Raw genomic sequence first — 24,667 nt, forward strand, 5'->3', positions numbered from 1 at the left:
GCCCGGTGCGCGCGCCGGCCGCAGTCGCCGCCTGACCTCGCCCCGACGGGGGTGCGGCGAGGTCAGGACGGCAACCCCCGGGCCGCCGGTCCGCCTCCCGCCGCGGGCCGCCGCACCAGCAGGCTGCCCAGCGGGGTGCGGCGGTGCGCCACCGCCCGCCCGGCGCGCACCGTGGTGATCAGGCCCGCGCCGCGGAGGGCGGCGGCGTGCGCGGAGGCGGTGGCGTTGCTGACTCCCAGCCGCCGGGCGAGCCCGCTGGTGGTGTGCTCCTCCGCGAGCAGGAGCAGCACCTCCAGGCGGGTCCGCCCGAGCACCCCGGCCAGCGCCTCCTCCGTGCCGTCGGCCGTCCCGGGGGCCGGCGGCAGCCCGGGACCGGCCGGGTAGGTCAGGAACAGCGGCCCGCCGGGCGGATCGGCGACCAGCGGCGGGCCCGTCCAGTGGAAGGTGGGCAGCAGCACCAGCCCCCGGCCGCGCAGCTCGATGTCCCGCGCCCCGGCCGCACCGGGCGCGCCGGCCGCCGCACCGAGATCCCACACGCCGCCCCGCAGCCGGGCCCCGGGGAGGAGCCCGTCGAGCGCGGCACCGGTGCCGTGTTCGGCGGCGAGCAGCGCGTGGCGGGTGAACTCCGCCTGGTGCAGGTCCTGGACCTGGTGCCACACCGGAGCCAGCACCGTCTCGAAGGCCGCGTGCTGGGCACGGCGGAGCAGCCGCCAGGCGCCCGCGTCACCCGCGTGCAGGCCGCGCAGCCACCGCGGGGCCGACGCCGGATGGTGCGCGTACACCCGCTCGATCTCGGAGCGCACCAGGTCCGGCGGGGTGGCCCGGACGGTGTCCAGACCCTCCGCCAGATCCTCGCTGAACACGTCGAGGAAGGCGGGGGCGCGCGCCCCGGGGGCCAGGTCCCCGAAGGGCTGCGCGGTGTCCGGCAGGGAGCGCAGCAGCCGGCGCCGCCAGCGCCCGAACAGCAGGGCCTCGCCCGGGTGGCACATCATGGTGAGCGCCGCGTTCAGCTCCTGCAGCGGCGCCGGGCGCGGCGCGAACCTGATCCGCGTGAAGTCCGCGGCGGTGAAGTGGATCCGCATCCTCTGGCTCCCCCCGTGGCGGTCCGGTCCGGTCGGTGGCGGCGCGCCGGCCGCACGGCCCGGGCCCGGACCCCAGCCCGCGCTTCCCCTCGCCGCCGGCGTGCCCGCGGGCCCCGCGGCGCCGGCCCGGGGTGCGCCGGCAGGCACCCGAGGGCGGCGGCCCGGCCGCGGCGACGAGCGGAGGAGGGCCCGCCCCCGGTCCCCCGGCCGGTCAGCCCGCCGCCACCCGCACCCCCAGCTGGGCCGCGAACACCGGAGCCAGCTCCAGCAGTTGACCCGGGCTGATCACCGCACCGGCCAGGCCCGTGGCGCCCCGGGCGATCTCCAGCGGCCCGGCCGACCGCAGGTCCACGTCCGTCATCCTCGCACCGCTGAAGTCCGCCCCGCGCAGCGCGCCGCCGAGGAACGCCACCCGCTCCAGCCGCGCCCCGCCGAAGTCGGGCTCGGCCAGCACGCAGTCCTCGAAGACCACGTCCCGCAGCTCCGCGCCGCGCAGATTGAGGTAGTCGATCTTGCCACCGCGGACCGTGACCCGTTCCAGCACCGCCCCGTGCAGCTGGACCCCGCCCAGCCGCGCGTCGTGGACCTCCACGTCGCGCAGCGTCGCGCCGGCCAGTTCGGTACCCACCCCGCGCACCTCGGCCAGCAGGCTGTCGATGAACCGCGCCCCGCCCAGCGCCGACTCGTCGAACACGCAGCGGCGCAGCGCGCAGTCGAGGAAGCGGGCCCCCGGCGCCCGCTGCCCGCCGAAGTCCGCGTCGGTGAACTCCACCCCGTCGTAGTCGCCCTCCGGCTCCAGCGACCCCCCGCCGAACCCCCGGAGGGCCGGCAGGGTGACCGCCGACCGCCGGGGCGCCCGCACCACCTCGCCGCGCTCGCCGCGCTCGCCGTCCGCCCCGCTCCGCCGCGCCATCACGCCCCCGGTCCGTCGTCCGCCGCCCTCGCCGTCACCTCCCCATGGTGAGCCACACCACTGACAACGGCCCGGTGTCACATCCGCGGCCGCCCGTTACGTCGTACCCGTGCCGGCGCCCGGACGGGAGCGCGCCGCCATTCCGCGCCACCGGTCGGCGCCCGGCATCGCCCACCCAGCACCACCAGCACGGATCAGCACCACCAGCACACACCCATGGAGAGGAAAGGGAACGGCAGATGCGGCACATCACCGTGATCGGCGGCGGGTTCGCCGGGCTCACCGCGGCCATCAGCTGCGCCGAGGCGGGCGCGGAGGTGACCCTGTACGAGGCCCACCACACGCTCGGCGGACGGGCGCGCACCGCCGACGGCGCGTACGCCACCAACGAGGGACCGCACGCCCTCTACAACGGCGGGCCGCACTGGCCCTGGCTGGCGGCCCGGGACCTGATCGGCCCACTGGCGCGGATCCCGCTGCGCGAAGGCGCCCGGTTCCGCTTCTACCAGGACGGCGCGCTGCGCCGCACGCCGCCGGCGGCCCTGCTCAGGCTGGCGCGCCACCGGGACGCACCGGTCGACGCGCCGTTCGCCGACTGGGCGGCCGCCCGGGTGGGTGAGGCGGGGATGCGAACGGCGGCGACCTATCTCGCGGTCGTCCTCTTCCACCACGACCCGGGGCAGCTCTCGGCGGCGTTCGTACAGGAGCGGCTGCGGCGCAATGTGAAGCTGCGGCCGGAGGCCCGTTACGTGCGGGGCGGCTGGGGCGCGTTCATCGGCCGGATGACCCGCTACGCCCGCACCCTGGGCGTCCGCGTCGAGACCGCGACCCGGGTGGACTCGCTCGACGCACTGCCGGCCGGCCACGGCCCGGTCATCGTGGCGACCTCGCTGGCCGCCGCCCGGAAGCTGCTCGGCGACGACTCGCTGGTCTGGGACAGCGGGCGGACGGTGCTGCTGGACCTGGCCCTGCGGTCCCGGCGGGGCGACCCGTTCATCGTCTCCGGCCTCGACGTACCGGCCTGGGTGGAACGGTTCACCGCGCAGGACCGCGGTCTCGCCCCGGCCGGCGAGGAACTCGTGCAGGCCCAGCTGCCGGTCGCCCCCGACGAGGGCAAGGCCGACGGCCTCGAGCGGGCCGAGCGGCTGCTGGACGTGGCGTTCCCGGACTGGCGGGACCGTACGCTGTTCCGCCGGGCGGCGCTGGCCGGCGGCCGCACCGGGGCGCTGGACCGGCCCGGCACGACCTGGCGGGACCGGCCGGCGGTCCGCCGCGGGGACGGGCTGTATCTCGCCGGGGACCAGGTGGCGGCACCCGGGGTGCTGTGCGAGGTGTCGTTCACCAGTGCGCTGGAGGCGAGCGCCCTGGCCCTGGGTGACGGCCGTCACGTCGGCTCGGAACGATCACCCCTTGACCTCAACCATAGTTGAAGTCCGAGAGTGGGGGGCATGACGACGACGGCAGTACGGCAGCAGCCCGCCCCCGGCGCCACCGGCCGGCGGCGCCCCGGCCCGCCGGCGATCGGTGTCTTCCTCCCCACCCCGGGCCCGGAACCCGGCGGGCGGGCCGCCGAGATCAAGGCGGCCGCCCGCCGCGCCGAACAGCTGGGGTTCGAATCGGTGTGGACCGGGGACCACCTGATCGGCCGGACCCAGGTGGTCGACGGCGGGCTGGCGCTGGCCACCGCCGCCGCCGTCACCGACACCATCCGGATCGGCTTCGGCGTGCTGCACCTGCCGCTGCTGCCGGTCGCCCAGGCCGCCCGTGGGGGTCACCCGAGCAGTTGCTGACCCTGGCGGACGCCGGAGCGGACCGGATCGTGCTCAGCACCGGTGCCGACGACTGGCGGCGCCAGTACGAACTCCTCGCCGCCGCCCGGGCGCTGCTCTGAGCCGCGCCCCCGGCCCCGGTCTCCCCCATCCCCGACCTCGCCCTTCCCCCACTTCCCCCTCCCCGCCTCGGCCTTCCCTGACCACTCCGTTCCGCCGTCCCGAACACCAGGAGCAGCCATGCACGCCATCCGACTCCACGCCTTCGGCCCCGCCGAGAACCTCGGCTACGAGCAGGTCGACACCCCCGAGCCGGCCCCCGGCCAGGTACGGATCGCGGTCGCCGCCGCCGGGGTCCACCTGCTCGACACGGTGCTGCGCCTCGGCGACACCAACGGCCCCTACCCGCCCCCGGAGTTGCCGACCATCCCCGGGCGGGAGGTGGCCGGCACCGTCGACGCGCTCGGCGCGGGGGTCGACGCCCGGTGGCTCGGCCGCCGCGTCGTCGCCCACCTGGGCATGGCCCCCGGCGGCTACGCGGAACACGCCGTCGTCGCCGCCGAGAGACTCCACGAACTCCCCGACGGCGTGCGCGAGGACCACGCGGTGGCGATGATCGGGACCGGGCGCACCACCATGGCCATGCTCCGCTTCTCCGGCCTGTCCGCGGACGACGTGGTCGTGGTGACCGCCGCCGCCGGGGGCATCGGCTCACTGCTGGTGCAGCACGCCAAGAACGTCGGCGCGACCGTGCTCGCCCTGGCCGGCGGCCCGGCCAAGACCGCCCGCACCCGGGAGCTGGGCGCCGACCACGCCGTCGACTACAACGCCGACGGATGGGTCGACCAGGCGCGGGCCGCGCTGGGCGGCGCCCGGGCCACCGTCGTGCTGGACTCGGTGGGCGGTGAACTCGCCCGCGGGGCCGTCGACCTGCTCGCCCCGGGCGGCCGCCACCTCGTGCTCAGCTGGTCCTCCGGCACCCCCCTGGAACTCACCGAGGACGAGCAGGCGGCCCGGGGCATCGTCTCCAGGCCCGTGCTGGGCGGCGCCGAGTGGCGGGCGGTGGTCGGCGACCCGGAGCAGCTCCGGGCGCTGGAGGACGAGGCGCTGGCGGCGGTGGCCACCGGCCGCCTGGTACCGGCGGTCCAGTCCTTCCCGCTGGCGGACGCGGCGGCGGCGCACCGGGCGCTGGAGAGCCGCGGCACCATGGGGAAGGTCGTGCTCGTCCCGTGACGGCGGCACCGCGGGGGGCCGGGCCGACCCGGCCCCCCGCGGTGCCCAGCCCGGCGGCCGGATCGGCGGCGGCCGGTCAGACCTCGCCGGCGTCGTGCACCAGCAGCGCGATCTGCACCCGGTTGTTGAGGTCGAGCTTGGTCAGGATGCGGGAGACATACGTCTTGACCGTCGGCAGCCCCATGTACAGGGCCGCCGCGATCTCCGCGTTCGACTTCCCCTGGCCCACCGCGACGGCCACCTCGCGCTCCCGGCCGGCGAGCGCCGCGAGCTGCCCGCGCGCCCGGGCCGCCCGCCGGTGCTCGCCGCCGCCGGACACCTGGTCGATGAGCTGCCGGGTGACGGTCGGGGAGAGCACCGGCTCGCCCGCGGCCACCCGCCGCACCGCCTCGACGATCTGCTGCGGCGGGGTGTGCTTCAGCACGAAGCCGGCGGCGCCCGCGCGCAGCGCGCGCAGCACGTGCTCATCGGTGTTGAAGGTGGTCAGCACGACGACCTCGGGCGCCGACGGACGGCCGCGCAGCGCCTCGGTGGCCGCGAGGCCGTCCACCGTGGGCATCCGGATGTCCATCAGCACCACGTCCGGCGAGCAGGCCGCGACCATCGGCTCCACCTCCGCCCCGTCCGCCGCCTCGCCGACCACCTCCAGGTCGGGCGCGCCGCCGAGCATCAGCCGCAGTCCGGCGCGTACCAGCGGATCGTCGTCGACGAGGAGTACGCGGATGGCCGCGGGCTCGTTCACCAGGGGCGCCAAGGGTTCCTCGCAGGTAGGGCCGGGTCAGTCGGCCGGCCGGTCCGCCCGGAGGGCCCGGCCCGGCTCCGCGCCCCCTTCCGGGGCCGGGCCGGCACCCGGGGCCCGGGGCGGAACGCGGCCGGACATCACCACGGCATCGGGCTGTTCGGGTCGCGGGGTCCACGGTAGCCAGGCGGACAACCGGAAGTCACCGCCGCCGGTCCTGCCGTGCTCCAGCCGGCCCCCGGCGAGCTTCACCCGCTCGGCCAGCCCGGCCAGCCCCTGACCGGCGCCCGGTATGCCGCCGCCCGGCCGCCCGGCAGGCTCCGACGGGCCCCGTGGCGCCGCGTTGCGCACCTCCACCGCCAGGCCCTCCCCGGCGGCGCCGCTGACAGTGACGGTGACCCGTTCGTCCGGGGCGTGCTTGCGCGCGTTGGTCAGGCCCTCCTGCACGATGCGGTAGGCCGTGCGGCCGACCGCGCCCGGGGCGCCGGCGGTCCCGCCGACCCGCACGTCCAGCCCCACCCGCATCCCCGCGCCGCGCGACTCCGCGACCAGTCGCGGCAGTTCGTCCAGGGTGGGCTGCGGACGCTCCGGTGCGCCGACGCCACCGGCCGGCCGCAGCACCCCGATGACCTCCCGCAGGTCCTCCAGCGCCTGGTGCGCGCTCAGCCGGATCACCTCCGCGGCCCGCTGGATCTCGGCGGGCGGCGCCCCGGGGTGGTACTCCAGCGCGCCCGCGTGCACGCTCAGCAGCGACAGCCGGTGCGCGAGCACGTCGTGCATCTCCCGGGCGATCTCCTCCCGCACCTGCCGCTGCGCCTCCGCCTCCGCCCGCTCGGCCCGGTCCCGCAGCTCGGCGATGAGCCCGCGCCGGGAACGCAGGTACAGGCCCCAGCCGAACGACCCGGTGATCAGGGCGGCGTAGACGATCGCCGACACGGTGGCGGGCAGCCCGGGGTCGGGCCGCCGGATCAGGAACAGCGGGAGCGGGGAGACCGCCACCACCGCCACCCACCGGGTGGTGGCGGGCGGCCGGTGCGCCGCGACGGTGAACACCGCCACCATGGCCGCCCCGGTGACGAAGTGCGAGAAGCTGCCCGCCGGCAGCAGCACCACCGCCAGCGGTACCGGCCACCGCCGCCGGACGAAGAGCGCGGTACAGGCCGCGACCCCGATCAGCTGGTCGACGAAGAAGGCGTTCTCCGACATCTCCCGGCCCGCCAGCGCCTCCTCCGCGGTGAGCACCGAGAAGGTGACCGCGAAGAGGAAGAAGCCGACGTCCGCGAACCGGGCACGAACGGTGTGGCGCGTCATGATGCGCAAGGTACGCGGCGCCGGGCCGGTCCGGGCGGCCCGGCGCACGGGCCGATACCTCGGTACGACGGCGGGCCGGGCGGACGGCTACTTTGGTCGACAACCCACGTTCCTACGGCCGGTGCCCGCCCCGGCCGGCGCTGCCTAGCGTGGCGGCATGAAGAGTCTGCACGGTTTCCTCTGCTTCATGCTGGTCGCCGGAGGCGCCAGCGGTCTGCTGCACGAACGGTTCGGCTGGATCCGCCTCTTCGGGTTCCTCCGCTACCTCAGCCCGGACGGCTACGAGGTCTACACCTACCTCGTGCTCATCGTGCTCGGCGTCGCCGTGGCGGGCGCCGGCCGCGCGATCAGGCGCTGAGCCGTCCCGGCCGGCCGCCCCGGGCACCCCCGCCGTCCGCCGCCAGGGCCTGGTGCGCGGCCCAGGCGTCCAGCAGCGGCGGAGCCACCGAGTTCCGCCGGCGGGCGGCGGCGCGGGTGACCGCGTACCGCACCTCGGCCGCGCCGGCCGCCGGGAACAGCGACCACAGCAGCGCGATCGCGCCGGTGACGAACGGTGCCGCGGCGCTGGTGCCGCTGAGCGTCACGGCGGCCCCGTCGGCGCCCAGGCTGGTGATGCCGTCCCCCGGCGCGCCCATCCCGTTCCGCCCGATCGCCGCGCCCAGATTCGTCAGCCCCAGCGGCCGGCCGTCCCGGCCGCACGCGGCCACCGGGATCGTCCACGGGTGCCGGGTGAGGGTCGAGGTGCCGAGGGTGCCCTGGTTGCCGGCGGCCACCACGATGATCACCCCCCGGGCCGCGGCGTGGTCCAGGGCCTGCGCCAGTCCGCGGTGGGCGGAACTGGTCGGCTGGGCACGGGCCAGGCTCAGGTTGAGCACCCGGGCCCCGGCGTCCACCACCTCGACGACGGCGGCGGCCAGTTCCTCGGGTTCGGCGGCCGGGGGACCCGGCGCGGTGCCGCCGGGTCCGTCCCGGGCGGTGCCGCGGCAGGCCGAGAACAGCGGACGGGCCAGCAGCGTGCAGTGCGGGCAGATGCCCGGCGCCGCCGAGCCGCGCCGGGCGCTGAGGATGCCCGCGACGAACGTCCCGTGCCGGCAGGCCGGGTCGTCCGGGCCGCAGCCGGACCCCCGGTCCCCCGGGCGCAGGTGCCGCACCGGGTGGCCGGCGAGGTCCGGATGGTCCACCGCCACGCCGCCGTCGATCAGCCCGACCACGATCTCGGCGCGGCCCGGCGTGCGCCGCATCAGCGGCGCGAGCCGCACCAGGTCCAGTGGGTCCATCGGGTCAGCCGCGGCTCTGCAGCATCATGTCGCCCGCGCAGAACTCCCGGATGCACGTGCTGAAACAGGCCCGGGGGTTCCAGGAGCGCCGGCACTTGTTCCGGCACACCGGACCGAGCTCTTCCTCACAGGTGAACTGCTGCGGGACGACCCGGCCCGCGGCCGGATCCGTTCCCGCACGTGGCGACGGGCCGGCGCTCGCGGTCCCGCCCCGGTCGGTTGCTGTCGTCACCGTCACATCGGCGGTGAATCCGGGAATCCGCATCCCCGCTCACCTCTTCGTCTCTTCGGCTGTTCGGCTGTTCGGCTGTTCGGCTGTTCGGCTCGCCGCGGTCTCCGGCGCGTGCCGTGCCGCACCGGGGCCGCGGTCAGCAGTACGGGTAGGGCGCATCGCACAGCGCCAGGCACTTCGTCATGCAGCTCTCGCGGCACCCTGCCGGGTCGCTCGACGTACTGCAGGCGAAACCGCATTCCGCGCGGCACTCCATCTGGCAGTACGACTTCAACTGCTGGAGCACCAGCGGTGCGCCGTTCACCGCGGCCGCGCGCCGGCCGCCCCCGTCATACGCTCCGGTACGGTGCACGGTGCACGCCGCGGTAAATCCGGGAAGTGCCATGTCGGATCACCTCCGTTCTCCCTCTCGGTTTCCTTGCCTCCGTCTCCGTCCATGGCTCCGTCCATGGCTCCGTCTCCGTCCATGACTCCGGCTCCGGCTTCCTGTCCCGGGCCGGCCGGCACCGGTCACCGGTCGTAATAGGGCGACCAGCGGGTCACCATGAACGGGAACTCCTCCGTGACGTCGACCCGGACGAACGACTTCTCGGTCACGTCCGAACTGCGGCCGGTGTACGAGAAGACGACGTCCAGGACCTTGCGGGTGCCGCTCAACCGGGAGACGCCCACGTCCACGGCGGTGAGTGCGTTCCCCTCGGCATAGGCGCTGACCGTGTTCCGGTAGATGTCCGGGTTGCGCACCGCCAGGTAGTTGAGGGCGCGATGCTCGTCGGCGGTGCCGGCGTTGTCGCCCACCTGCATGATCCGCTCCAGCAGTTTCGCGGACGCCTTCTCGAACCCCTTGGCGGGTATCTTCTCCGGCCGCTTCACGGCCTTGACGAGTTCCGATCCGGAGAAGGAGTAGATGGTGTCGAACGCGACCACCGGAACGGCGAGTCCGTTGCACACCTCGGGGGGCGCGACGGGCCCGCGCAACCCGATGACCACGTCGATGTCGAGCGGGCTGCTCACCGGGCGGATCGCGTCGACGAGCAGGCCGAAGTCCACCGGATCACGCGGGCGCAGCAGATAGGTGTCGAGCCCCTGGACGGTCAGCACGTAGCACATCTGCCGTGCCAGATAGCGGTTCTGCGGGGCCGACAGCACCCGGTGGAGGGTCTCGTCGTCGGTCAGCTCCGTCACCTCGTCCCGGGCCACGACCTGTGTGAACTCCTTCTCCACCGCGAGGCTCGGGAACCGGGCCTCGATACGGCCCAGCGCGTACACATAGGACGGGGCCGCCGGTTCCGCCTGGCCCGCGTCGCCCGGCGGGCCCCCCGCGCCCTGCTCGGCCAGGCAGTCGCATCCGGCGGACTGGGGGAAGGAGGCGTCGGCCGTGGCCACTTCCGGCGGGCGGTCCGTCCCGGTCCGCGGCTCGGCCGCGGGCTCGTCCGGCGGCGCGCCCGCCGGACGCACCTGAGGTACCTCTGTCTGCTCCGGCTCCATGGGAATCTCCTCACCCGGACTCGGACCCGGGCCCCGGACCGGGCGGCGGTTCCGCTCGCCGGCCCGGTTCAGCCGCGGCCACCGCGGCGCGAGAACGCCACCCAGCGGTTGAGGGCCGCGGCGCGCCGCTCGCAGCCGCCGCACGGCCGCCGGAGTCCCGCCGCGTACGTCACACGCTTGACGGCGTCGCCGAGTCCGATGTCCGAATCTCCGTCATCGCCGCCGATGAACCCCGGAATGCGCACCCGGGCGGAACGCTCCGGGCGGGTGCTCCGGCGGTCCTCGGCCGGCTCGCTCCTGGCGTCGCGGTCCTCGCCGCTCGCCCCGGCCTGTCCCATCGCCATCACTTCTCCGGCTCATCGGGAAAGGTGCCACTTCCATCGTCCACGACGATGACCGGGCCCGCATCCCGGTGCCCCGGTGGCCGCGCGGCCACCGGGGCACCGTCCGGCGGACGCGGCGGTCAGGCGACGATGCGCAGGCCCCGGTCGGAGTTGTTCAGCCGGCGACCACCGGTCTCGGTGCAGGTCACGATGTCCTCGATGCGGACCCCGAAACGCCCCGGCAGGTAGATGCCGGGTTCGACGGAGAAGCACATCCCGGGCACCAGCGGCAGGTGCTCGCCCTCGACCAGGTACGGCGGCTCGTGCGTGGTGACGCCGATGCCGTGACCGGTGCGGTGGATGAAGTACTCGCCGTACCCGGCCTCGGTGATCACCGCGCGGGCGACCCGGTCGATGTCCTGGCAGGCGGCCCCGGGCCGGACCGCGTCGAACGCGGCCTGCTGGGCGTCGCGCACCACCGAGTGCACCTTGCGCTCCTCCGGCGTGGGGTCCCCGACGTGCACGGTACGGGTGGTGTCGGAGCCGTAGCCGTCCATGAGCCCGCCGAAGTCGAGGACGACCATGTCGCCGTCCTCGATGATCCGGTCCGCCGCCTCGTGGTGCGGGTTGGCCCCGTTGGGGCCCGAGCCGACGATGGTGAAGTCCACCTGGCTGTGCCCGTTCTCCAGGAGCAGGGCGTGCAGGTCGGCCGCGATCTCCCGCTCCCGGCGGCCCGCGAAGCGCACCTCGGTGATCTTCTCGAAGCAGGCGTCGGCGGCGGCTCCGGCGGCGGCCAGCCGCTCCACCTCGAAGGCGTCCTTGACGGCGCGCAGCATGGGCAGGGCCTCGCTCAGCGCGCTGTAGGTGGTGTCCGGAAGGGTGCGCTGGAGACCCAGCAGATGCATCGCCCAGGCGTTGTCGGAGACCCCGAACCGGCCGCCCGGCGGCAGCAGCTCGGCGAGCGTCAGATACGGGTCGCTGCCGTCCGGCCAGCCGCTGACCTCGGTCGCCGCGGTGCCCAGCGCGGCCTGGGCGTCGGGCCGTTCCAGGATGGGCACCAGCAGCCTGGGCGTGCTGCCGGGGACCAGGACCAAAGCGGTCAGCCGCTCGGTCGTCGCGGGCTGGTAGCCGCAGAGATGGACCAGGTCGGGACCGGGGGTGACGACGAGTCCGGCCAGTCCGGCGTCCACCGCGGCCCTGCTCGCCCTGGCCATGCGCTCGGCGTAGTCCACGTGGGTCATGCGGCAAGCATCGCTCAGCGCCGCCCCGGCCGCGACAGGAACGGCGCATTCCGGCGCCCCTCGGCGGGTTGCCGCCGCACCCGCCCGGGGCAGTCGCCGGTCAGCGCTGGATGCCGCCGCTGAGCCGTACCGCCGCGTCGATCACCACGCTGCCGTACAGCCGCCCCGGGGTGCTCGTCAGACTCGTCACCGGGCCGGATATGGACAGGGCCGCCATCACCCGGCCGCCCGGCCCGCGCACCGGCGCCGCCACCGCGGCGATGCCGTGCTCCCGCCCGCCGATGCTCTGCGCCCAGCCCTGCCGGCGCACCCCGGAGAGGGTGGCGGCGGTGAACTGCGCCCCGCGCAGGCCGTCGTGCAGGTCCTCCGGGCGTTCCCAGGCGAGCAGCACCTGGGAGACCGGTCCGGCGTTCAGCGGTAAGGCGGCACCGACCGGGACCCGGTCCCGCAGCCCCGGGTTGCCGGTGACGGCGGCCTCGGCCACGCAGACCCGCATGTTGCCGCGCCGCCGGTACAGCCGGGCGCTGGCGCCGGTGAGTTCGCGCAGGTCGCTGAGGACCGGATCGGCGGAGAGCACCAGATGGTCCCGGCACGCCTCCATGGCCATCATGCCCAGCCGTGGCCCCAGGATGAACCGGCCCTGCGCGTCGCGCGCGAGCAGCCGCAGCCGCTCCAGGGCGAGGACCAGCCGGTGCACGGTCGGGCGCTTCAGACCGGTGTCCGAAACCAGCCGCGACAGCGTGGCCGGGCCCCCTTCCAGAACACCCAGCAGGAGAGACGCCTTGTCGAGAACACCGACCCCGCTCAGCGCTGACTGTTCGGGAGTGGAGGTAGTCATGGATGTGTCTCCTCGTCGGACGGGCGGAGGCCCGGAGCGGCCGGCAAGGTCCGCCGAACCTCCGCTTCCGGCGGCTCACTCGGGGGGATGAGCACAGCCGGAGGAATTGGTCATCCATTCCTGGAGTGGATTCGAATTCCTACGCTCATGTCTATCCGCGCCGCCGACACAGCCGCAACGACGGCTACAGGAAGCTGCCAGCCACACACCACGGGCCGACGCCTTCCGGCCTTCCCGGAATCTCGATGGAATCGGCATGTAAGTCACCGTCGCGGTTGCGGCGGCTCCTGTGGCGGCGTGATGGGCAGCAGACCCAACTCGGCCGCCCGGACGCCGGCCTGGAATCGGGAGTTGGCGCCGAGCAGCGCCATGATCTCCGCCACGTACCGGCGATAGGTGCGGACCGACACCGACAGTTCACGGGCGGCGACCTCGTCGGTCACCCCCAGGCGCAGCCACTCCAGGATGGGCCGCACCATGTCGGTGCGGGCCCCGTCGCCGAACTCGATGCGCTCGGTCACCTGGAGGGCGTTCCGCCAGATCCCCTCGAAGAGGGTCTGCAGGGTTTCGATGACACCCGGGTCGCGGATGGCCGAGGCCCGCCGGCCGACCGCCGAGTCGGCGCAGACCAGCGCGGTCCGGCCGTCCACGATGAGTGCCGCCAGCAGCGGGATACGGGCGGCCCGCACCTCCAGCGGCCGGCCGTCCCCGGAATGGCGCTGCACGAATTGCCAGTCCAGGGAGTTCTGGGCACACAGCATCCGGGTTTTGACGTCGACGCCGTCCGTGCCCAGCCATTCGTCCAGTGCCGAATAGATCACCCGGGCATGGGCGGCCTCCGCGGCGAGCACCACGTCGACGCTTTCCGTGGCCTCGTCCACGAATTCTCGTGCGGCGGCGAGTATTTCCGCGTCATCCGACGCGATCGCGGCGACCCAGGAATTTCGGGACTGACGGTCCCGGTGTTTGACCACGGTGGATTCGATGAGCGCGCGGACCGCCAGGAGTTCCTGCGCGATGTCATCCTCTACGTGGGCATGATCCGTTTCGGTTTCGGTTTCGTCTTCGTGATGCGCCCGTTCGGCACCCGCCCCGGACAGCGCGGGATCGCTCAACCTTCTCACCCCGTGACTTGTATGCGCCGGTCAACTGGACTCCGCGACGATCGAACCCCCGTCGTCGCCGAACTCAGTCACACGGCGACAGGAGCCCCAGTTCGACGGCGCGCACGCCGGCCTGGAAACGGGAGTTCGCCCCGACGTCGCGCATGATCGCCGCCACGTGGCGGCGGTAGGTGCGCAGACTGACCTGGATCTCCTTGGCGGCGACGTCGTCGGTGTGACCGGCCCGCAGCCGCTCCAGGATGAGCCGGACCGAGTCGGTCCGGAGCCGCTCGACCAGCCGGGCGTGCTCGGCGAGCGGGATCGCGCTCCCCCAGGCACCGGCGAACATCAGGTCCAGCGCCCGCACCGAGGCCGGGTCCTCGATGACGGAGAGGTAGTGCCCGTTGCGGTCGGGCCCGGTGCGGCCGAACGCCTGCCGCCCGTCCACGATGATCATGCCGTGCAGGTCGACCTCGCTGACCCTGATGTCGTAGCTCTGCGCCCCCCTGCGCGTGGTGTTGAGCAGCCCGAGCGGCGTCACGACCTCCGGCGAGCACAGGGCCCGCACCGTGATGCCCGCCGCGCGCAGCGCCGCCAGCTTGCCCAGCAGCGGGGCGAACGGCTTCGACCGCTCGTAGGTGCCGGGCATGATCACGCTGACGCTGTGCCGCGCCCCCTTCATCAGCTGGGTGAGCTCCCGACGTACCGCCGGCCCGTCGGAGGCCAGGACCATCGGGGCCCGTCGGCCCGGTGTGCTCCGGTGCATGGACACGGCGGACTCGATCAGCTCACACACCTGCATGAGCGCGTGCTCCATCCCGTCCGAACCCTCAGTTGCCTTCGACAGCTCTGCCATGACTCCCCCATGCAGTGCGCGTCGTCATGATCGCGCACCTGTCGATATACCGCCGAACAGTCAAGATGGACCGGATCCGCCACCGGATGCGGCAGAGCAAATCCATTAATTGAACCTGCAATGACACGAGCGTCCGCCTCGACACTCATGTCCACCTGCGCTCCACCGGCGCTTAACGCGCGAGTAAGAACTCGGTGGGGCCGGTCGTGCATTGCGATCGAAACTCTCGCAAGCACCTGACGCGCGAGATTAGTTCGCTGGCTGCAACCCAGTCAACGTACAACCTCAGGTAAAGATCAAGTAAAACACCCCTTGCGTGCAACGTGTCCTATTAACAGGCCCCACGGCGTCCGCGGGATTGTCAGCAAGTTGCACTCCCCGGCCGAAACTCGCGGCACGTGACCACCCTCCGCATGCACAACGCCCCCCGGAAGCGACACTCGGCTATCGAACCGGTCCCGGGTGGCCGCTTGTTGACAGCTGCGTGTCCGCTCTCCGGCTACTTAACCGATGGTGCCGTCCAGGTCTCGTCAGCGTGTCCGAACCGTGTCACCAAACAGCCACCGGGAACGCGCGGCCCACCCGGCCTACCTGAGCACCCGTCACCCGGTCAAGCCGCCCCGGACCGGCGCCGTCCGGCCCCCGCACGCGCCGTCCGCGGCCCACCCGTCCACATACTGAACGCTTCCTGCGGCCTCCGGGAGGGCCTTCGGCGGGGGGTCGCGGAGCACCCGGCAGGCCCGCCCCGCCCCACCCCACCTGCCGCTGGCCCGTCCGTCAGGAAGCGCCCGGCACGGCCGCGCACCCGGCCCCGGAACACCACCACCGCCCCCGCCGGGCCGCGCCCCCCCACCACCCCCGCGCCCGGCCCTCGAACCCCGGTCCCCTCCCCGCCACGGCCCGGCGGACGCCGCGGCTCCTGCCACACCACGGCCCGGCGGACGCCGCGGCCCCCGCCGCCGCCACGACGGCGGGCAGGCGGGCACGGCGTGCTCTACGGGCAGCGCGGGCACGCGGGCACGCGGACGCCATGGGCGTCGCCCCGGTCCGGCCGGCGCCCCTGGCCCCCACCGGGCCGAGCCCGGCGCCGGTATGAGCGCGGAGCCCGGCCGCTTCCGGCGTCCGGTCGGGACCGGCCGGCGCGGAGTCCCGGGTGCGGGGTGGGGCCCGGGCAGCGCGACGCCGAGAACGGGCCCGGCGCCGGTACGGCCCACGGGAGCCGGCGCGGGTCCAGGACCAGGACGGGAGTGCCGGGGTGGGGCGGGGTTCCGGGGCCGGGCGCGGCGCCGGTACGAGGCCCGGGGCCGGGTGGAAGCCGGGGCCGAGCGGAAGGCCGAGCGGGCGTGGAGCCGGGGGCTGGGCGGAAGACCGAGCCGGCACGAGGCCCGGGGCCGGGGCGGAGCCGATGCGGGGAGGGGTTCGAGGGCCGGGCACGGCACCGGCGCGAGGGCGGGCGCCAGGCCGGGGCGGGACCGGACCCGGGGGCCGGAGCGGGAAGCCGGGGTCGGGGCCCCGGGCTCGGCCCCGGTACCCGGAGGCACACGGTACGGGCCCGGACCGGGCCGCCTTGGGCATAAGAAAACCGCAGGTCACCAAGGGTGTCCTGCGGTTCCCGCGGAGCCGACTGTCGGGTTCGAACCGACGACCTTCGCTTTACAAGAGCGGTGCTCTACCAGCTGAGCTAAGTCGGCGAGTCACCAGCAGTGTACCCACCGGCCGGGCATGCCCTGGTCGAAAACTTCACCGGTGTCCGGCTGCTGACATCCGTGCCCGGCCCAGGTAGCGTCACGGCAGGTCCACGCGGTGGGCCGACCTCACTCCTTTACTCGGATCGTCCGGCACGTTCCTGCCGGTGAAGGGATTCATCACCATGGCCACGGTCACGTACGACAAGGCTTCCCGGGTCTACCCGGGCAGCACCAAGCCCGCCGTCGACCAGCTCGACATCGCGATCGAGGACGGCGAGTTCCTCGTCCTCGTCGGCCCCTCCGGCTGCGGCAAGTCCACCTCGCTGCGGATGCTCGCCGGCCTGGAGGACGTCGACGGCGGCGCGATCCGCATCGGCGACCGGGACGTCACGCACCTGCCGCCCAAGGACCGGGACATCGCCATGGTGTTCCAGAACTACGCGCTGTACCCGCACATGACCGTCGCGCAGAACATGGGGTTCGCGCTCAAGATCGCGGGCGTGAACAAGACCGAGATCCGGCAGAAGGTCGAGGAGGCCGCCCGGATCCTCGACCTCACCGAGTACCTGGACCGCAAGCCCAAGGCGCTCTCCGGCGGTCAGCGCCAGCGGGTCGCGATGGGCCGGGCCATCGTGCGTGAGCCCCAGGTCTTCCTGATGGACGAGCCGCTGTCGAACCTCGACGCCAAGCTCCGGGTGCAGACCCGTACCCAGATCGCCGGACTGCAGCGCCGGCTGGGGATCACCACCGTCTACGTCACCCACGACCAGGTCGAGGCCATGACCATGGGCGACCGGGTGGCGGTCCTCAAGGACGGCCTGTTGCAGCAGGTCGACTCGCCGCGCAACATGTACGACCGTCCGGCGAACCTCTTCGTCGCGGGCTTCATCGGCTCCCCGGCCATGAACCTGGTCGAGGTGCCGATCACCGACGGCGGCGTGAAGTTCGGCAACAGCGTGGTGCCGGTGTCCCGCGAGGCGCTGGGCGCCGCCGCCGACAACGGCGACACCACGGTCACCGTCGGCATCCGCCCCGAGCACTTCGACGTGGTGGAGCAGAACGGCGAGGTGGCGCAGACCCTCTCCAAGCAGAGCAAGGACGCCCCGGCCGGCCTCGCCGTCACCGTCAACGTGGTCGAGGAACTGGGCGCGGACGGCTACGTGTACGGCCACGCCGAGGTCGGCGGGACGACCAAGGACCTGGTGGTCCGGGTCAACGGCCGCCAGGTGCCCGCCAAGGGCGCGGTGCTGCACGTGGTCCCGCGCCCCGGCGAGACCCACGTCTTCTCCACCTCCTCCGGTGAGCGGCTCAGCGACTGATCCGGTACCGGACGGCGTCCGGCGGCGCCGCCCACCGCTTCGAGCGGGGGCGGCGCCGTCGCCTTGCCGGGTGCCAGGGCACCGCCGCGACCCTCGCACGCTGTCGACAAATGGCCGGACATAAAGGGCTTTTCGATTCTCGACGTCAACTCGGGCGTCGGTAAATCACCAATTCGATCCCTCATCAGGGTGACTAAATGTCGCCAAATCATCACTCCTCGCTACGATCGCGGGCGTAATCGCAGTCCCTCCCCGAACTTCCGCGAGGAACCCCGTGAACACCGCTACGCGCCGCATCGGCCGAACTCTCGCGCTCGTCCTCCCCGTCGTCCTGGTGCTCTCCGGGACGCTCGCCGTGACCCGCGTGCCGTGGGCCGACCCCCGCTCGGAGTCGCAGGTCCTCACCGCGTCCTCGGACCGGGTCTCCACCCAGGCCGCCCGGAAGGCCCCCCACCAGGTGCTGCGCGACCGGCTGATCGCCGAGCTCCAGGAGAAGGACCCCGGCGTCGCGCTCACCCACCTCCAGGTGGCGACCGACCGCCGTCCGTCGCTGGCCGAGCACTGCGCCTCCATCGCCCGGGCGCTCGGCCGGGCCGCGGTCGCCAAGTACGGCGCCCAGCACGCCCAGCGGTACTCCCGGCCGGTCTGCGACACCTCGTTCGCGTCCGGGGTGACGCACGCCCGCGGCTGAGCCGCCCCGGGCCCGCCCCGCGCACCAGCCGGCCGCCCACCGGCCCCGGGCGCCCCGCCCACCGGACCCGGCGCACGGACCCGGCGCCCCGCCCGCCGGCCCGTGGCCCGGTAGCCGCGGGCGGTCGGCAGGCGGGCCCGGACCGCGGCCGTGCCGGGTCGGCCGGGACCGCGGCGCCGGGGCCGCCGGCCGCACCGCATAGGGTGCCGCCCATGACAGGTGACGCCCGTACCGCCACTCAGCCGCCAGCGCAGCCCGCACGGCCCGGACAGCCCGGCCGGCCCACCCAGGCCGTCGTCCTCGCCGGAGGCCAGGGCTCGCGGCTGCGCCCGTACACCGACGACCGGCCCAAGCCGATGGTCGAGATCCCCGGCACCGGAACGCCGATCATCGGGCACCAACTGGCCTGGCTGGCCGCCGAGGGCGTCACCGACGTCGTCATCTCCTGCGGTCACCTCGCCGACGTCCTGCGGGACTGGCTCGACTCGGCGGACCTCCCGCTGCGGGTCAGCACGGTGGTCGAGACCGAGCCGCTGGGCCGTGGCGGCGGCCTGAAGTACGCGGCCGCCTCGCTCCCCCACCCCGATCAGCCCTGGTACGCCACGAACGGCGACATCTGGACCCGCTTCTCGCTCCGCGACATGGCGGACTTCCACCATGAGCGCGACGCCGCGGCCACCCTCGCCCTGGCCCGGCCGCGGATCCCCTGGGGCGCGGTGGAGACCGACGAGTTCGGTCATGTGCTGGACTTCATCGAGTCCCCGCCGTCGCCGTATCTGATCAACGCGGGTGTCTACGTCTTCTCCGCGGACTTCACGGCCCTGCTGCCGGACCGGGGCGACCACGAGCGCACCACCTTCCCCCGGCTGGCCCGGGAGCGCCGGCTGGCCGGCTTCCCGCTGCCGCACGGCGCGTACTGGCGGGCCATCGACACCGCCAAGGACCTCACCGAGGCCGCCAAGGAGCTCGCCGGCCACCGGGCGGCCCACAGCTGAACCACGCGCCCGGACAGCGGCGGCCGCGGGCGCGTCCCGACGGACGTGGCGAGCGCCGACGCGTCCCGGCGGACGGTGGCGGAGCCGCCGAACGGCGGCGACCCGGCACGTCCCGACGGGCAGTGGCGGGGCCCGGCGGACGCCCGGCGCGCGCCGACGGACGGTAGCGGGCGCCGGCGCGTCCCAGCGGACGGTGGCGGAGCCGCCGAACGGCGGCGGGCCACGACGAACAGTGGCGGAGCCGCCCAACCGTGGCGGAGCCGCCGAACCGTGGCGGGGGGCCGGTCAGGCCGGGGCGCCGACCGCCCGCTCCAGCAGCCCGGCCGTCTCGTCGAGCGCCGCGGCCAGCGCCTCGGGCCCGGGTCGCAGGGCACCGAGGATCCGGTCCACGTCCCGCAGCCCGGCCCGGGTCAGCAGCGTCTTCTCGTTGGTCACCCACTCGCCGCGGGCCGCCAGCACCGCGTGGGCCGTCTGGCAGGCGGCCGTGGCGATGGCTCCGGCGCAGTCGGTCAGCCCGCCGCGCCCGGCGTGCGCGGCGCGGGCGTAGCCGAGGGTCAGCCGGGCGTCCCCCCACCACTGCTCGGCGGCGCTGCGGCGCAGCGCCTCGGGGTAGGCCGGGCGCGGCAGTTCACCCCGCAGCACCCGGTTGACGGCCAGCTCGGCGACGACCAGGTAGGTCGGCACGCCCGCCAGGTGGAACAGCAGCCGCTCGACCCGGTACCGGCCCGCGCGCGCCTCGGCGAGGTGGTGCTCCACCTCGTCCAGGTCGCGGTAGTGCACATCGACGCGCCGGCCCTCGACCTGGAGCCACGCGCCGCCGTTGAACACCCCGCCGCCCCAGGCGCCGATCCCGGAGATCTCACCGGGCCAGCCCAGGCCGCGCAGGCTCTCCGGGGAGAACGCGCCGCGGTAGTAGACGGCGAAGTCCCAGTCGCTGTCCGGCCGGTGCGTCCCGGCGGCCCGGGACCCGCCCAGTGCCACCGCCCGTACCCCCGGCAGCGAGCCGAGCCCGTCCGCCACCCGCTCCGGGAATTCCTCGTCGGCGCTGTCGGTCCGCATGGCACGAGCCTAGAGGCCGGGCGGCGGGGCACGGCACGCCCCGGCCATCCGCTCCCGGCGGGTGACGGTGCGGGCTCAGCCGAGCAGGCCGCCGAGCGCGCCGCCGCTCCCGCTGCCGGTCGAGGCGCCCCCGGAGGAGGCGGTTCCGGCTCCCTCGCCGGTGACACCGGCGGTGCCGCCGGTGGCCGCGCCGGCGCCGCCGGACGCGGAGGGGCCCGCGGTGGCCTCCGGCAGGGCGGGCCGGGGCGGCGGCTGCCGCCGGGTGCCCTGGGTGGCGCCCTGCGTCCGGCTGGGCAGGGTGCCGGGGTCCGCGGTGCTGCCCGCGGTGGCCGATTCCCGCACCGCGCCGGGTGAGGCGGGCGTGGTCGGTGCCGTCGGGCGGGCCGAGCGGGCGCCCGGCGCGGCCGGCCCGCCCGGGCGCCCGCTCCCCGTGGTGGGACGCTCGGTGCCGCCGCCGGAGGTGCGGGGCAGCGGGGAGCCGGGCAGGTGGTTGGAGGGCAGCTCCTCGTGGCCGGGTGAGTTGACGGTCTGCGAGGACCGCACCGCGCCGCCCAGCATCGAGCCGAACAGCAGCGTGACCCCGGCCACCACGGCCGCCAAGGTGGCGCCCCGGCGCAGCACCCTGCGCCGCAGGTCCCACAGTCCGACCCGGGGGCCCAGCCGCCGCCACGCCTCGCCCGCCAGCCGGGCGTCCATCGAGTACACCGGCGCGCCCGCGATGATCAGCGGGCTCCAGGCGGCGAGGTAGATGATGTCGGGCGCGTCGTAGGCCGGCACGGTGCGCCAGCTGACGGTCACGATCAGCGCGGCCGACAGCAGCGCGCCGATCGCCGCGGCGACCCGCTGCCACAGCCCCATGACGGTCAGCACGCCGACCACGACCTGGAGGAACGCCACGGTCAGCCCGGCGCCCACCGGGTGCCCGAGGGCGAAGTCGCGCAGCGGTTCGGCGACCGGCCAGGGGTCGAGCGACTGGAGCCAGGTGACCATCGAGCCGCGCTCGCCGCCGTCGAAGTAGACCGGGTCGGAGAGTTTCCCCATCCCGGCGTAGACGGAGATCAGGCCGAGGAAGATGCGCATCGGCAGCAGCACGATGCCCAGGTTCATCCGGCGGCCGGGGTAGTAGGCGTGGCGCACCCCGGCCGGGGCCGGGGCGCCGCGCCGCGGCCGGCGGCCGGTCCCCTGCTCGGCGTCGGCGCGGTCGTGGGCCGCGGCCACGCCCGGCCGCTCGGCGGAACGGTCACCGCCGCGGGGCGCGTCCGGCCGGCCGCCGGGGCCGGGTCCGCCGTCCCACGCCCCGCCCGGCCCGTACCCGCCGTACGGCTGCCCGGCCCGGCCGGATCCGCCGCGCGCCGCCGGCAGCCGGCCGGGCGGGGGGTGCCCGGCCGCCCGGTCCGGTCCCGGGCGGGGGGCGATGACGGTGGTCGGCGGGTCGTCGAGGGTCACCCGGGGCAGCACCTGGGTGGTCCCGGTCTCGTCGTCCGGCCCGGGGCCGGCGCCCCAGGTACGGCCCGACTGCCGCACCGCCTGCAGGAGTTGGGCGGCGGGGTCGCCGCCCGGGACGGTGCGCCCACTCCACACCACGGGGGCCCGGCGGCGCCGGGCCCCCGGTACGGCGTCCAGCCGCACCGCGTCCGCCACCACGCGGCTCGGGACCGGGCGGGCGAGCTGCACACGGAAGCTCGCGTGACTGACGACGACCTGCGCCGGATCACACGGCACCTTGGCCATGGTCAGCAGCGGCTCGTCGTCGAATCCCGGTGAGCGTCCCCCGGTAGGCGTGCGGGGTGTTTGGGTGTCCACACTCCTCTAACCGAGTGACGCGCGCATAGGACACTGCCTGGACGGCCTTTGGCTGTCGGAGGCCCGTCAAGTCAAGATCATCGGTGGTGCGGCGGAGCGCCCGGCGCCGTCCGGGACCGGGCCGGGTCCGCCCGGCCGGACGGGGACCGCGGCCGGGGCGCCGCCGGGGCCTCCGGCGGACCGCACCCGCGCTCCGGGCGCCCGGTGGCGCCGGCCGCCGGACCGGCTCAGGCCCGGCGGCGGGCCGCCTCGTACAGCACCACGCCCGCCGCGACACCCGCGTTCAGCGACTCCGCGCCGCCCGGCATCGGGATCCGCACCCGCACGTCGCAGGTCTCGCCGACGAGCCGGGACAGGCCCTTGCCCTCGCTGCCCACGACGATGACCACCGGCCCGTCCAGCGCGTCCAGTTCGTGCAGCTCCGTCTCGCCGTCGGCGGCCAGCCCCACCACCGTCAGCCCGGCCTTCTGGTACGTCTCCAGGGCCCGGGTGAGGTTGGTGGCCCGGGCCACCGGGGTGCGGGCCGCGGTGCCCGCCGAGGTCTTCCACGCACCGGCCGTCATACCGGCCGCGCGCCGCTCCGGCACGACCACGCCGTGGCCGCCGAACGCGGACACCGAACGGACCACGGCGCCCAGGTTGCGCGGGTCGGTGACCCCGTCCAGCGCGACGATCAGCGGGTCCTGCCCCTCGTCGGCGGCGCCGTCCAGCAGGTCCTCGGGGTGCGCGTAGTCGTACGGCGGGACCTGGAGCACCAGGCCCTGGTGGTTGAGCCCGTTGGTCATCCGGTCCAGCTCCGGGCGCGGCGCCTCCATGAGGTTGATGCCGCCGCGCTCGGCGCACAGCTGCAGCGCCTCGCGCACCCGCTCGTCGTTGTCGATGAACTGCTGGACGTACAGGGTGTTGGCCGGGACCCCCTCGCGCAGCGCCTCCACCACCGGGTTACGGCCGACCACCAGCTCGTTGGTGCCCTTGGGGCCGCCGCGGCGGGGTGCCGGGCGGCGCGCCGAGGCCCGGGCCTTGGCGTTCGCGGCGCGCTGCTTGACGTGCCCCTTGCGCATCTCGGCGGGCGGCGTCGGGCCCTTGCCCTCCAGCGCGCGGCGGCGCTTGCCGCCGCTGCCGACGGTGGCGCCCTTCTTGTTGCTGGTACGACGGTTCCTGCGCTGGCTGTTGCCGGCCATGAATGTCACCCGATTTCTTCACTGCTCAGCACTGCTCAGCAAAACGAACGTATGTCATCAGTGTGCCGCCCGGTGGGGCCGGGCGGCACAGGGGTCGTGCGCGGCGGGGTCAGCGGGAACCGAGTTCCCAGCGCGGACCGGACGGGGTGTCCTCGATGACCAGCCCGGACTGCTGGAGCTGGTCGCGGATGGCGTCCGCGGTGCCGTAGTCCTTGCGGGCGCGGGCCGCCTGCCGCTGCTCCAGCACCAGCTGGACCAGCGAGTCGACCACGCCGTGCAGGTCCTCGCCGCGGTCGCCGCCGGCCGACCACTGCTCGTCGAGCGGGTCCAGGCCCAGCACCCCGAGCATGGCGCGCACCTCGGCGAGCCGGGCCACCGCCGACTCCTTGTCGTCGGCGGTGAGGGCGGAGTTGCCCTGCCGCACGGTGGTGTGCACGATCGCCAGCGCCTGCGGGACGCCGAGGTCGTCGTCCATCGCCTCGGCGAACGCCGGCGGCACCTCGGAGGCCGGCTCGACGGTCTTCCCCGCCTTCTCGGTGACCCGCTGCACGAAGCCCTCGATGCGCGCGAACGCCGACTCCGCCTCCCGCAGGGCCTCCTCGCTGTACTCGATGGTCGACCGGTAGTGCGGGGTGCCCAGGTAGTAGCGGAGCACGATGGGCCGCCACTTCTTGACCATCTCGGAGACCAGCACCGAGTTGCCGAGCGACTTCGACATCTTCTCGCCGCTCATGGTGACCCAGTGGTTGTGCACCCAGAACGCCGCGAAGTCGTCGCCGAACGCCTTGGCCTGGGCGATCTCGTTCTCGTGGTGCGGGAAGATCAGGTCGATGCCGCCGCCGTGGATGTCGAAGGCGCGCCCGAGGTACTTGTGCGCCATCGCCGAGCACTCCAGGTGCCAGCCGGGGCGCCCGCGGCCCCACGGGGTCTCCCAGCTGGGCTCGCCGGGCTTGGTCGCCTTCCACATGGCGAAGTCGCGCGGGTCGCGCTTGCCGGTGTCGACGTCCCCCGCCTCCTGGAGGTTGTCCAGCGACTGGTTGGACAGCGCCAGGTACTCCGGGAAGGAGCGCACGTCGAAGTAGACGTTCCCGTCGGCCGCGTACGCGTGGCCCCGCTCGATGAGGCCGCGCATCATCTCGATCATCTCGGGGACGTGCCCGGTGGCGCGCGGTTCGTAGGTGGGGCGCAGGCAGCCCAGCGCGTCGTACGCGGCGTTGAACGCGCGCTCGTTCTCGTAGCCGATCGCCCACCAGGGCCGGCCCTGCTCGGCGGACTTGTAGATGATCTTGTCGTCGATGTCGGTGACGTTGCGGACGAACGTCACCGAGTAGCCGCGGTAGTCGAACCAGCGGCGCATGATGTCGAAGTTCAGCCCCGACCTGATGTGCCCGATGTGCGGGGCGGCCTGCACGGTCGCGCCACACAGGTAGATCGAGACACAGCCCGGATTGAGCGGGGTGAATTCACGGATCTGCCGGGCGCTGGTGTCGTACAGGCGAATAGTCACGCATCAAGGGTAGACGGAA

The 24,667-nt window shown here is 74.7% G+C and carries 24 protein-coding genes and 1 tRNA gene; 7 read left to right on the forward strand and 18 right to left on the reverse strand.

The genetic code is table 11. The features are described 5' to 3' along the window. Positions 1 to 62: 62 nt before the first annotated feature. Together ACH4B3_RS05695 and ACH4B3_RS05700 are read right to left on the reverse strand one after the other, a co-directional pair. Entirely contained in the window at positions 63 to 1,082 is a 1,020-nt protein-coding gene (locus ACH4B3_RS05695; protein WP_398461405.1) for a helix-turn-helix domain-containing protein, read from the reverse strand. A gap of 211 nt (positions 1,083 to 1,293) precedes the next feature. Continuing rightward, a complete protein-coding gene (locus ACH4B3_RS05700; RefSeq protein WP_398461406.1) occupies positions 1,294 to 1,995 on the reverse strand; it encodes a pentapeptide repeat-containing protein in 702 nt (233 codons plus the stop codon). A 239-nt stretch (positions 1,996 to 2,234) separates the two neighbouring features. Between ACH4B3_RS05700 and ACH4B3_RS05705 the strand changes: the two genes are divergently transcribed. The 3 genes from ACH4B3_RS05705 to ACH4B3_RS05715 all read left to right on the forward strand — a co-directional run bounded on the left by ACH4B3_RS05705 (position 2,235) and on the right by ACH4B3_RS05715 (position 4,997). Next, a complete protein-coding gene (locus ACH4B3_RS05705; RefSeq protein ID WP_398461407.1) occupies positions 2,235 to 3,425 on the forward strand; it encodes a phytoene desaturase family protein in 1,191 nt (396 codons plus the stop codon). 18 nt (positions 3,426 to 3,443) lie between these two features. After that, positions 3,444 to 3,785 (forward strand): LLM class flavin-dependent oxidoreductase, encoded by a 342-nt coding sequence (locus tag ACH4B3_RS05710; RefSeq protein WP_398461408.1) that lies wholly within the window; start codon positions 3,444 to 3,446, stop codon positions 3,783 to 3,785. A gap of 219 nt (positions 3,786 to 4,004) precedes the next feature. Next, on the forward strand, positions 4,005 to 4,997 hold the full coding sequence (locus tag ACH4B3_RS05715; RefSeq protein WP_398461409.1) for a zinc-binding dehydrogenase: 993 nt from the start codon (positions 4,005 to 4,007) through the stop codon (positions 4,995 to 4,997). 76 nt (positions 4,998 to 5,073) lie between these two features. Here the strand turns inward: ACH4B3_RS05715 and ACH4B3_RS05720 are convergent, their stop codons facing one another. Further along, the gene (locus ACH4B3_RS05720) at positions 5,074 to 5,751 is read right to left on the reverse strand and encodes a response regulator (protein WP_398461410.1); all 678 of its coding nucleotides are present in this window, start codon (positions 5,749 to 5,751) and stop codon (positions 5,074 to 5,076) included. Between the two features lie 24 nt (positions 5,752 to 5,775). Continuing rightward, entirely contained in the window at positions 5,776 to 7,047 is a 1,272-nt protein-coding gene (locus ACH4B3_RS05725; RefSeq protein ID WP_398461411.1) for a sensor histidine kinase, read from the reverse strand. A gap of 157 nt (positions 7,048 to 7,204) precedes the next feature. Between ACH4B3_RS05725 and ACH4B3_RS05730 the strand changes: the two genes are divergently transcribed. Beyond that, complete coding sequence (locus ACH4B3_RS05730) at positions 7,205 to 7,405, forward strand: hypothetical protein (RefSeq protein ID WP_398461412.1); 201 nt, start codon at positions 7,205 to 7,207, stop codon at positions 7,403 to 7,405. On the opposite strand, the gene ACH4B3_RS05735 is transcribed toward ACH4B3_RS05730, so the two are convergent. The 10 genes from ACH4B3_RS05735 to ACH4B3_RS05780 all read right to left on the reverse strand — a co-directional run bounded on the left by ACH4B3_RS05735 (position 7,395) and on the right by ACH4B3_RS05780 (position 16,096). Next, positions 7,395 to 8,324 carry a S8 family peptidase gene (locus tag ACH4B3_RS05735; protein WP_398461413.1) on the reverse strand — a complete coding sequence of 310 codons (930 nt, stop codon included), beginning with the start codon at positions 8,322 to 8,324 and terminating at the stop codon, positions 7,395 to 7,397. The genes ACH4B3_RS05730 and ACH4B3_RS05735 overlap by 11 nt on opposite strands. Positions 8,325 to 8,328: 4 nt before the next feature. Next, positions 8,329 to 8,589, reverse strand: coding sequence for a hypothetical protein (locus ACH4B3_RS05740; protein ID WP_398461414.1), 261 nt, complete (start codon positions 8,587 to 8,589; stop codon positions 8,329 to 8,331). A 103-nt stretch (positions 8,590 to 8,692) separates the two neighbouring features. Next, positions 8,693 to 8,908 carry a hypothetical protein gene (locus ACH4B3_RS05745; protein ID WP_398461415.1) on the reverse strand — a complete coding sequence of 72 codons (216 nt, stop codon included), beginning with the start codon at positions 8,906 to 8,908 and terminating at the stop codon, positions 8,693 to 8,695. A gap of 158 nt (positions 8,909 to 9,066) precedes the next feature. Then, entirely contained in the window at positions 9,067 to 10,044 is a 978-nt protein-coding gene (locus ACH4B3_RS05750) for a hypothetical protein (RefSeq protein WP_398461416.1), read from the reverse strand. 68 nt (positions 10,045 to 10,112) lie between these two features. After that, positions 10,113 to 10,388, reverse strand: coding sequence for a hypothetical protein (locus ACH4B3_RS05755; protein ID WP_398461417.1), 276 nt, complete (start codon positions 10,386 to 10,388; stop codon positions 10,113 to 10,115). Positions 10,389 to 10,507: 119 nt separating this feature from the next. Then, entirely contained in the window at positions 10,508 to 11,608 is a 1,101-nt protein-coding gene (locus tag ACH4B3_RS05760; RefSeq protein WP_398461418.1) for an aminopeptidase P family protein, read from the reverse strand. Positions 11,609 to 11,708: 100 nt separating this feature from the next. Next, positions 11,709 to 12,446, reverse strand: coding sequence for an IclR family transcriptional regulator (locus tag ACH4B3_RS05765; protein ID WP_398461419.1), 738 nt, complete (start codon positions 12,444 to 12,446; stop codon positions 11,709 to 11,711). Positions 12,447 to 12,709: 263 nt separating this feature from the next. After that, positions 12,710 to 13,570 (reverse strand): LuxR family transcriptional regulator, encoded by an 861-nt coding sequence (locus ACH4B3_RS05770; protein WP_398461420.1) that lies wholly within the window; start codon positions 13,568 to 13,570, stop codon positions 12,710 to 12,712. 64 nt (positions 13,571 to 13,634) lie between these two features. After that, the gene (locus ACH4B3_RS05775; RefSeq protein ID WP_398461421.1) at positions 13,635 to 14,405 is read right to left on the reverse strand and encodes a LuxR family transcriptional regulator; all 771 of its coding nucleotides are present in this window, start codon (positions 14,403 to 14,405) and stop codon (positions 13,635 to 13,637) included. 1,618 nt (positions 14,406 to 16,023) lie between these two features. Continuing rightward, positions 16,024 to 16,096, reverse strand: a tRNA-Thr gene (locus ACH4B3_RS05780). A gap of 179 nt (positions 16,097 to 16,275) precedes the next feature. On the opposite strand from ACH4B3_RS05780, the gene ACH4B3_RS05785 reads away from it, so the two are divergent. From ACH4B3_RS05785 to ACH4B3_RS05795, 3 genes are all read left to right on the forward strand, one after another. Then, positions 16,276 to 17,412: an ABC transporter ATP-binding protein gene (locus tag ACH4B3_RS05785; RefSeq protein ID WP_398461596.1), complete on the forward strand. Its 1,137-nt coding sequence runs from the start codon at positions 16,276 to 16,278 to the stop codon at positions 17,410 to 17,412. A 274-nt stretch (positions 17,413 to 17,686) separates the two neighbouring features. After that, positions 17,687 to 18,103, forward strand: a complete 417-nt coding sequence (locus tag ACH4B3_RS05790; protein WP_398461422.1) for a hypothetical protein — start codon at positions 17,687 to 17,689, stop codon at positions 18,101 to 18,103. A 212-nt stretch (positions 18,104 to 18,315) separates the two neighbouring features. After that, positions 18,316 to 19,098, forward strand: a complete 783-nt coding sequence (locus ACH4B3_RS05795; RefSeq protein ID WP_398461423.1) for an NDP-sugar synthase — start codon at positions 18,316 to 18,318, stop codon at positions 19,096 to 19,098. Positions 19,099 to 19,383: 285 nt separating this feature from the next. On the opposite strand, the gene ACH4B3_RS05800 is transcribed toward ACH4B3_RS05795, so the two are convergent. The 4 genes from ACH4B3_RS05800 to cysS all read right to left on the reverse strand — a co-directional run bounded on the left by ACH4B3_RS05800 (position 19,384) and on the right by cysS (position 24,648). After that, on the reverse strand, positions 19,384 to 20,157 hold the full coding sequence (locus tag ACH4B3_RS05800; RefSeq protein WP_398461424.1) for a nucleotidyltransferase domain-containing protein: 774 nt from the start codon (positions 20,155 to 20,157) through the stop codon (positions 19,384 to 19,386). Positions 20,158 to 20,232: 75 nt separating this feature from the next. Beyond that, positions 20,233 to 21,960, reverse strand: a complete 1,728-nt coding sequence (locus tag ACH4B3_RS05805; RefSeq protein ID WP_398461425.1) for a DoxX family membrane protein — start codon at positions 21,958 to 21,960, stop codon at positions 20,233 to 20,235. A gap of 227 nt (positions 21,961 to 22,187) precedes the next feature. Further along, positions 22,188 to 23,141 (reverse strand): 23S rRNA (guanosine(2251)-2'-O)-methyltransferase RlmB, encoded by a 954-nt coding sequence (gene rlmB, locus ACH4B3_RS05810; protein ID WP_398461426.1) that lies wholly within the window; start codon positions 23,139 to 23,141, stop codon positions 22,188 to 22,190. Positions 23,142 to 23,250: 109 nt separating this feature from the next. Continuing rightward, entirely contained in the window at positions 23,251 to 24,648 is a 1,398-nt protein-coding gene (gene cysS, locus ACH4B3_RS05815; protein ID WP_398461427.1) for a cysteine--tRNA ligase, read from the reverse strand. Between the last annotated feature and the right edge of the window lie 19 nt (positions 24,649 to 24,667).

The organism is Streptomyces sp. NPDC018031 (assembly GCF_044327625.1).
Lineage (GTDB): Bacteria > Actinomycetota > Actinomycetes > Streptomycetales > Streptomycetaceae > Streptomyces.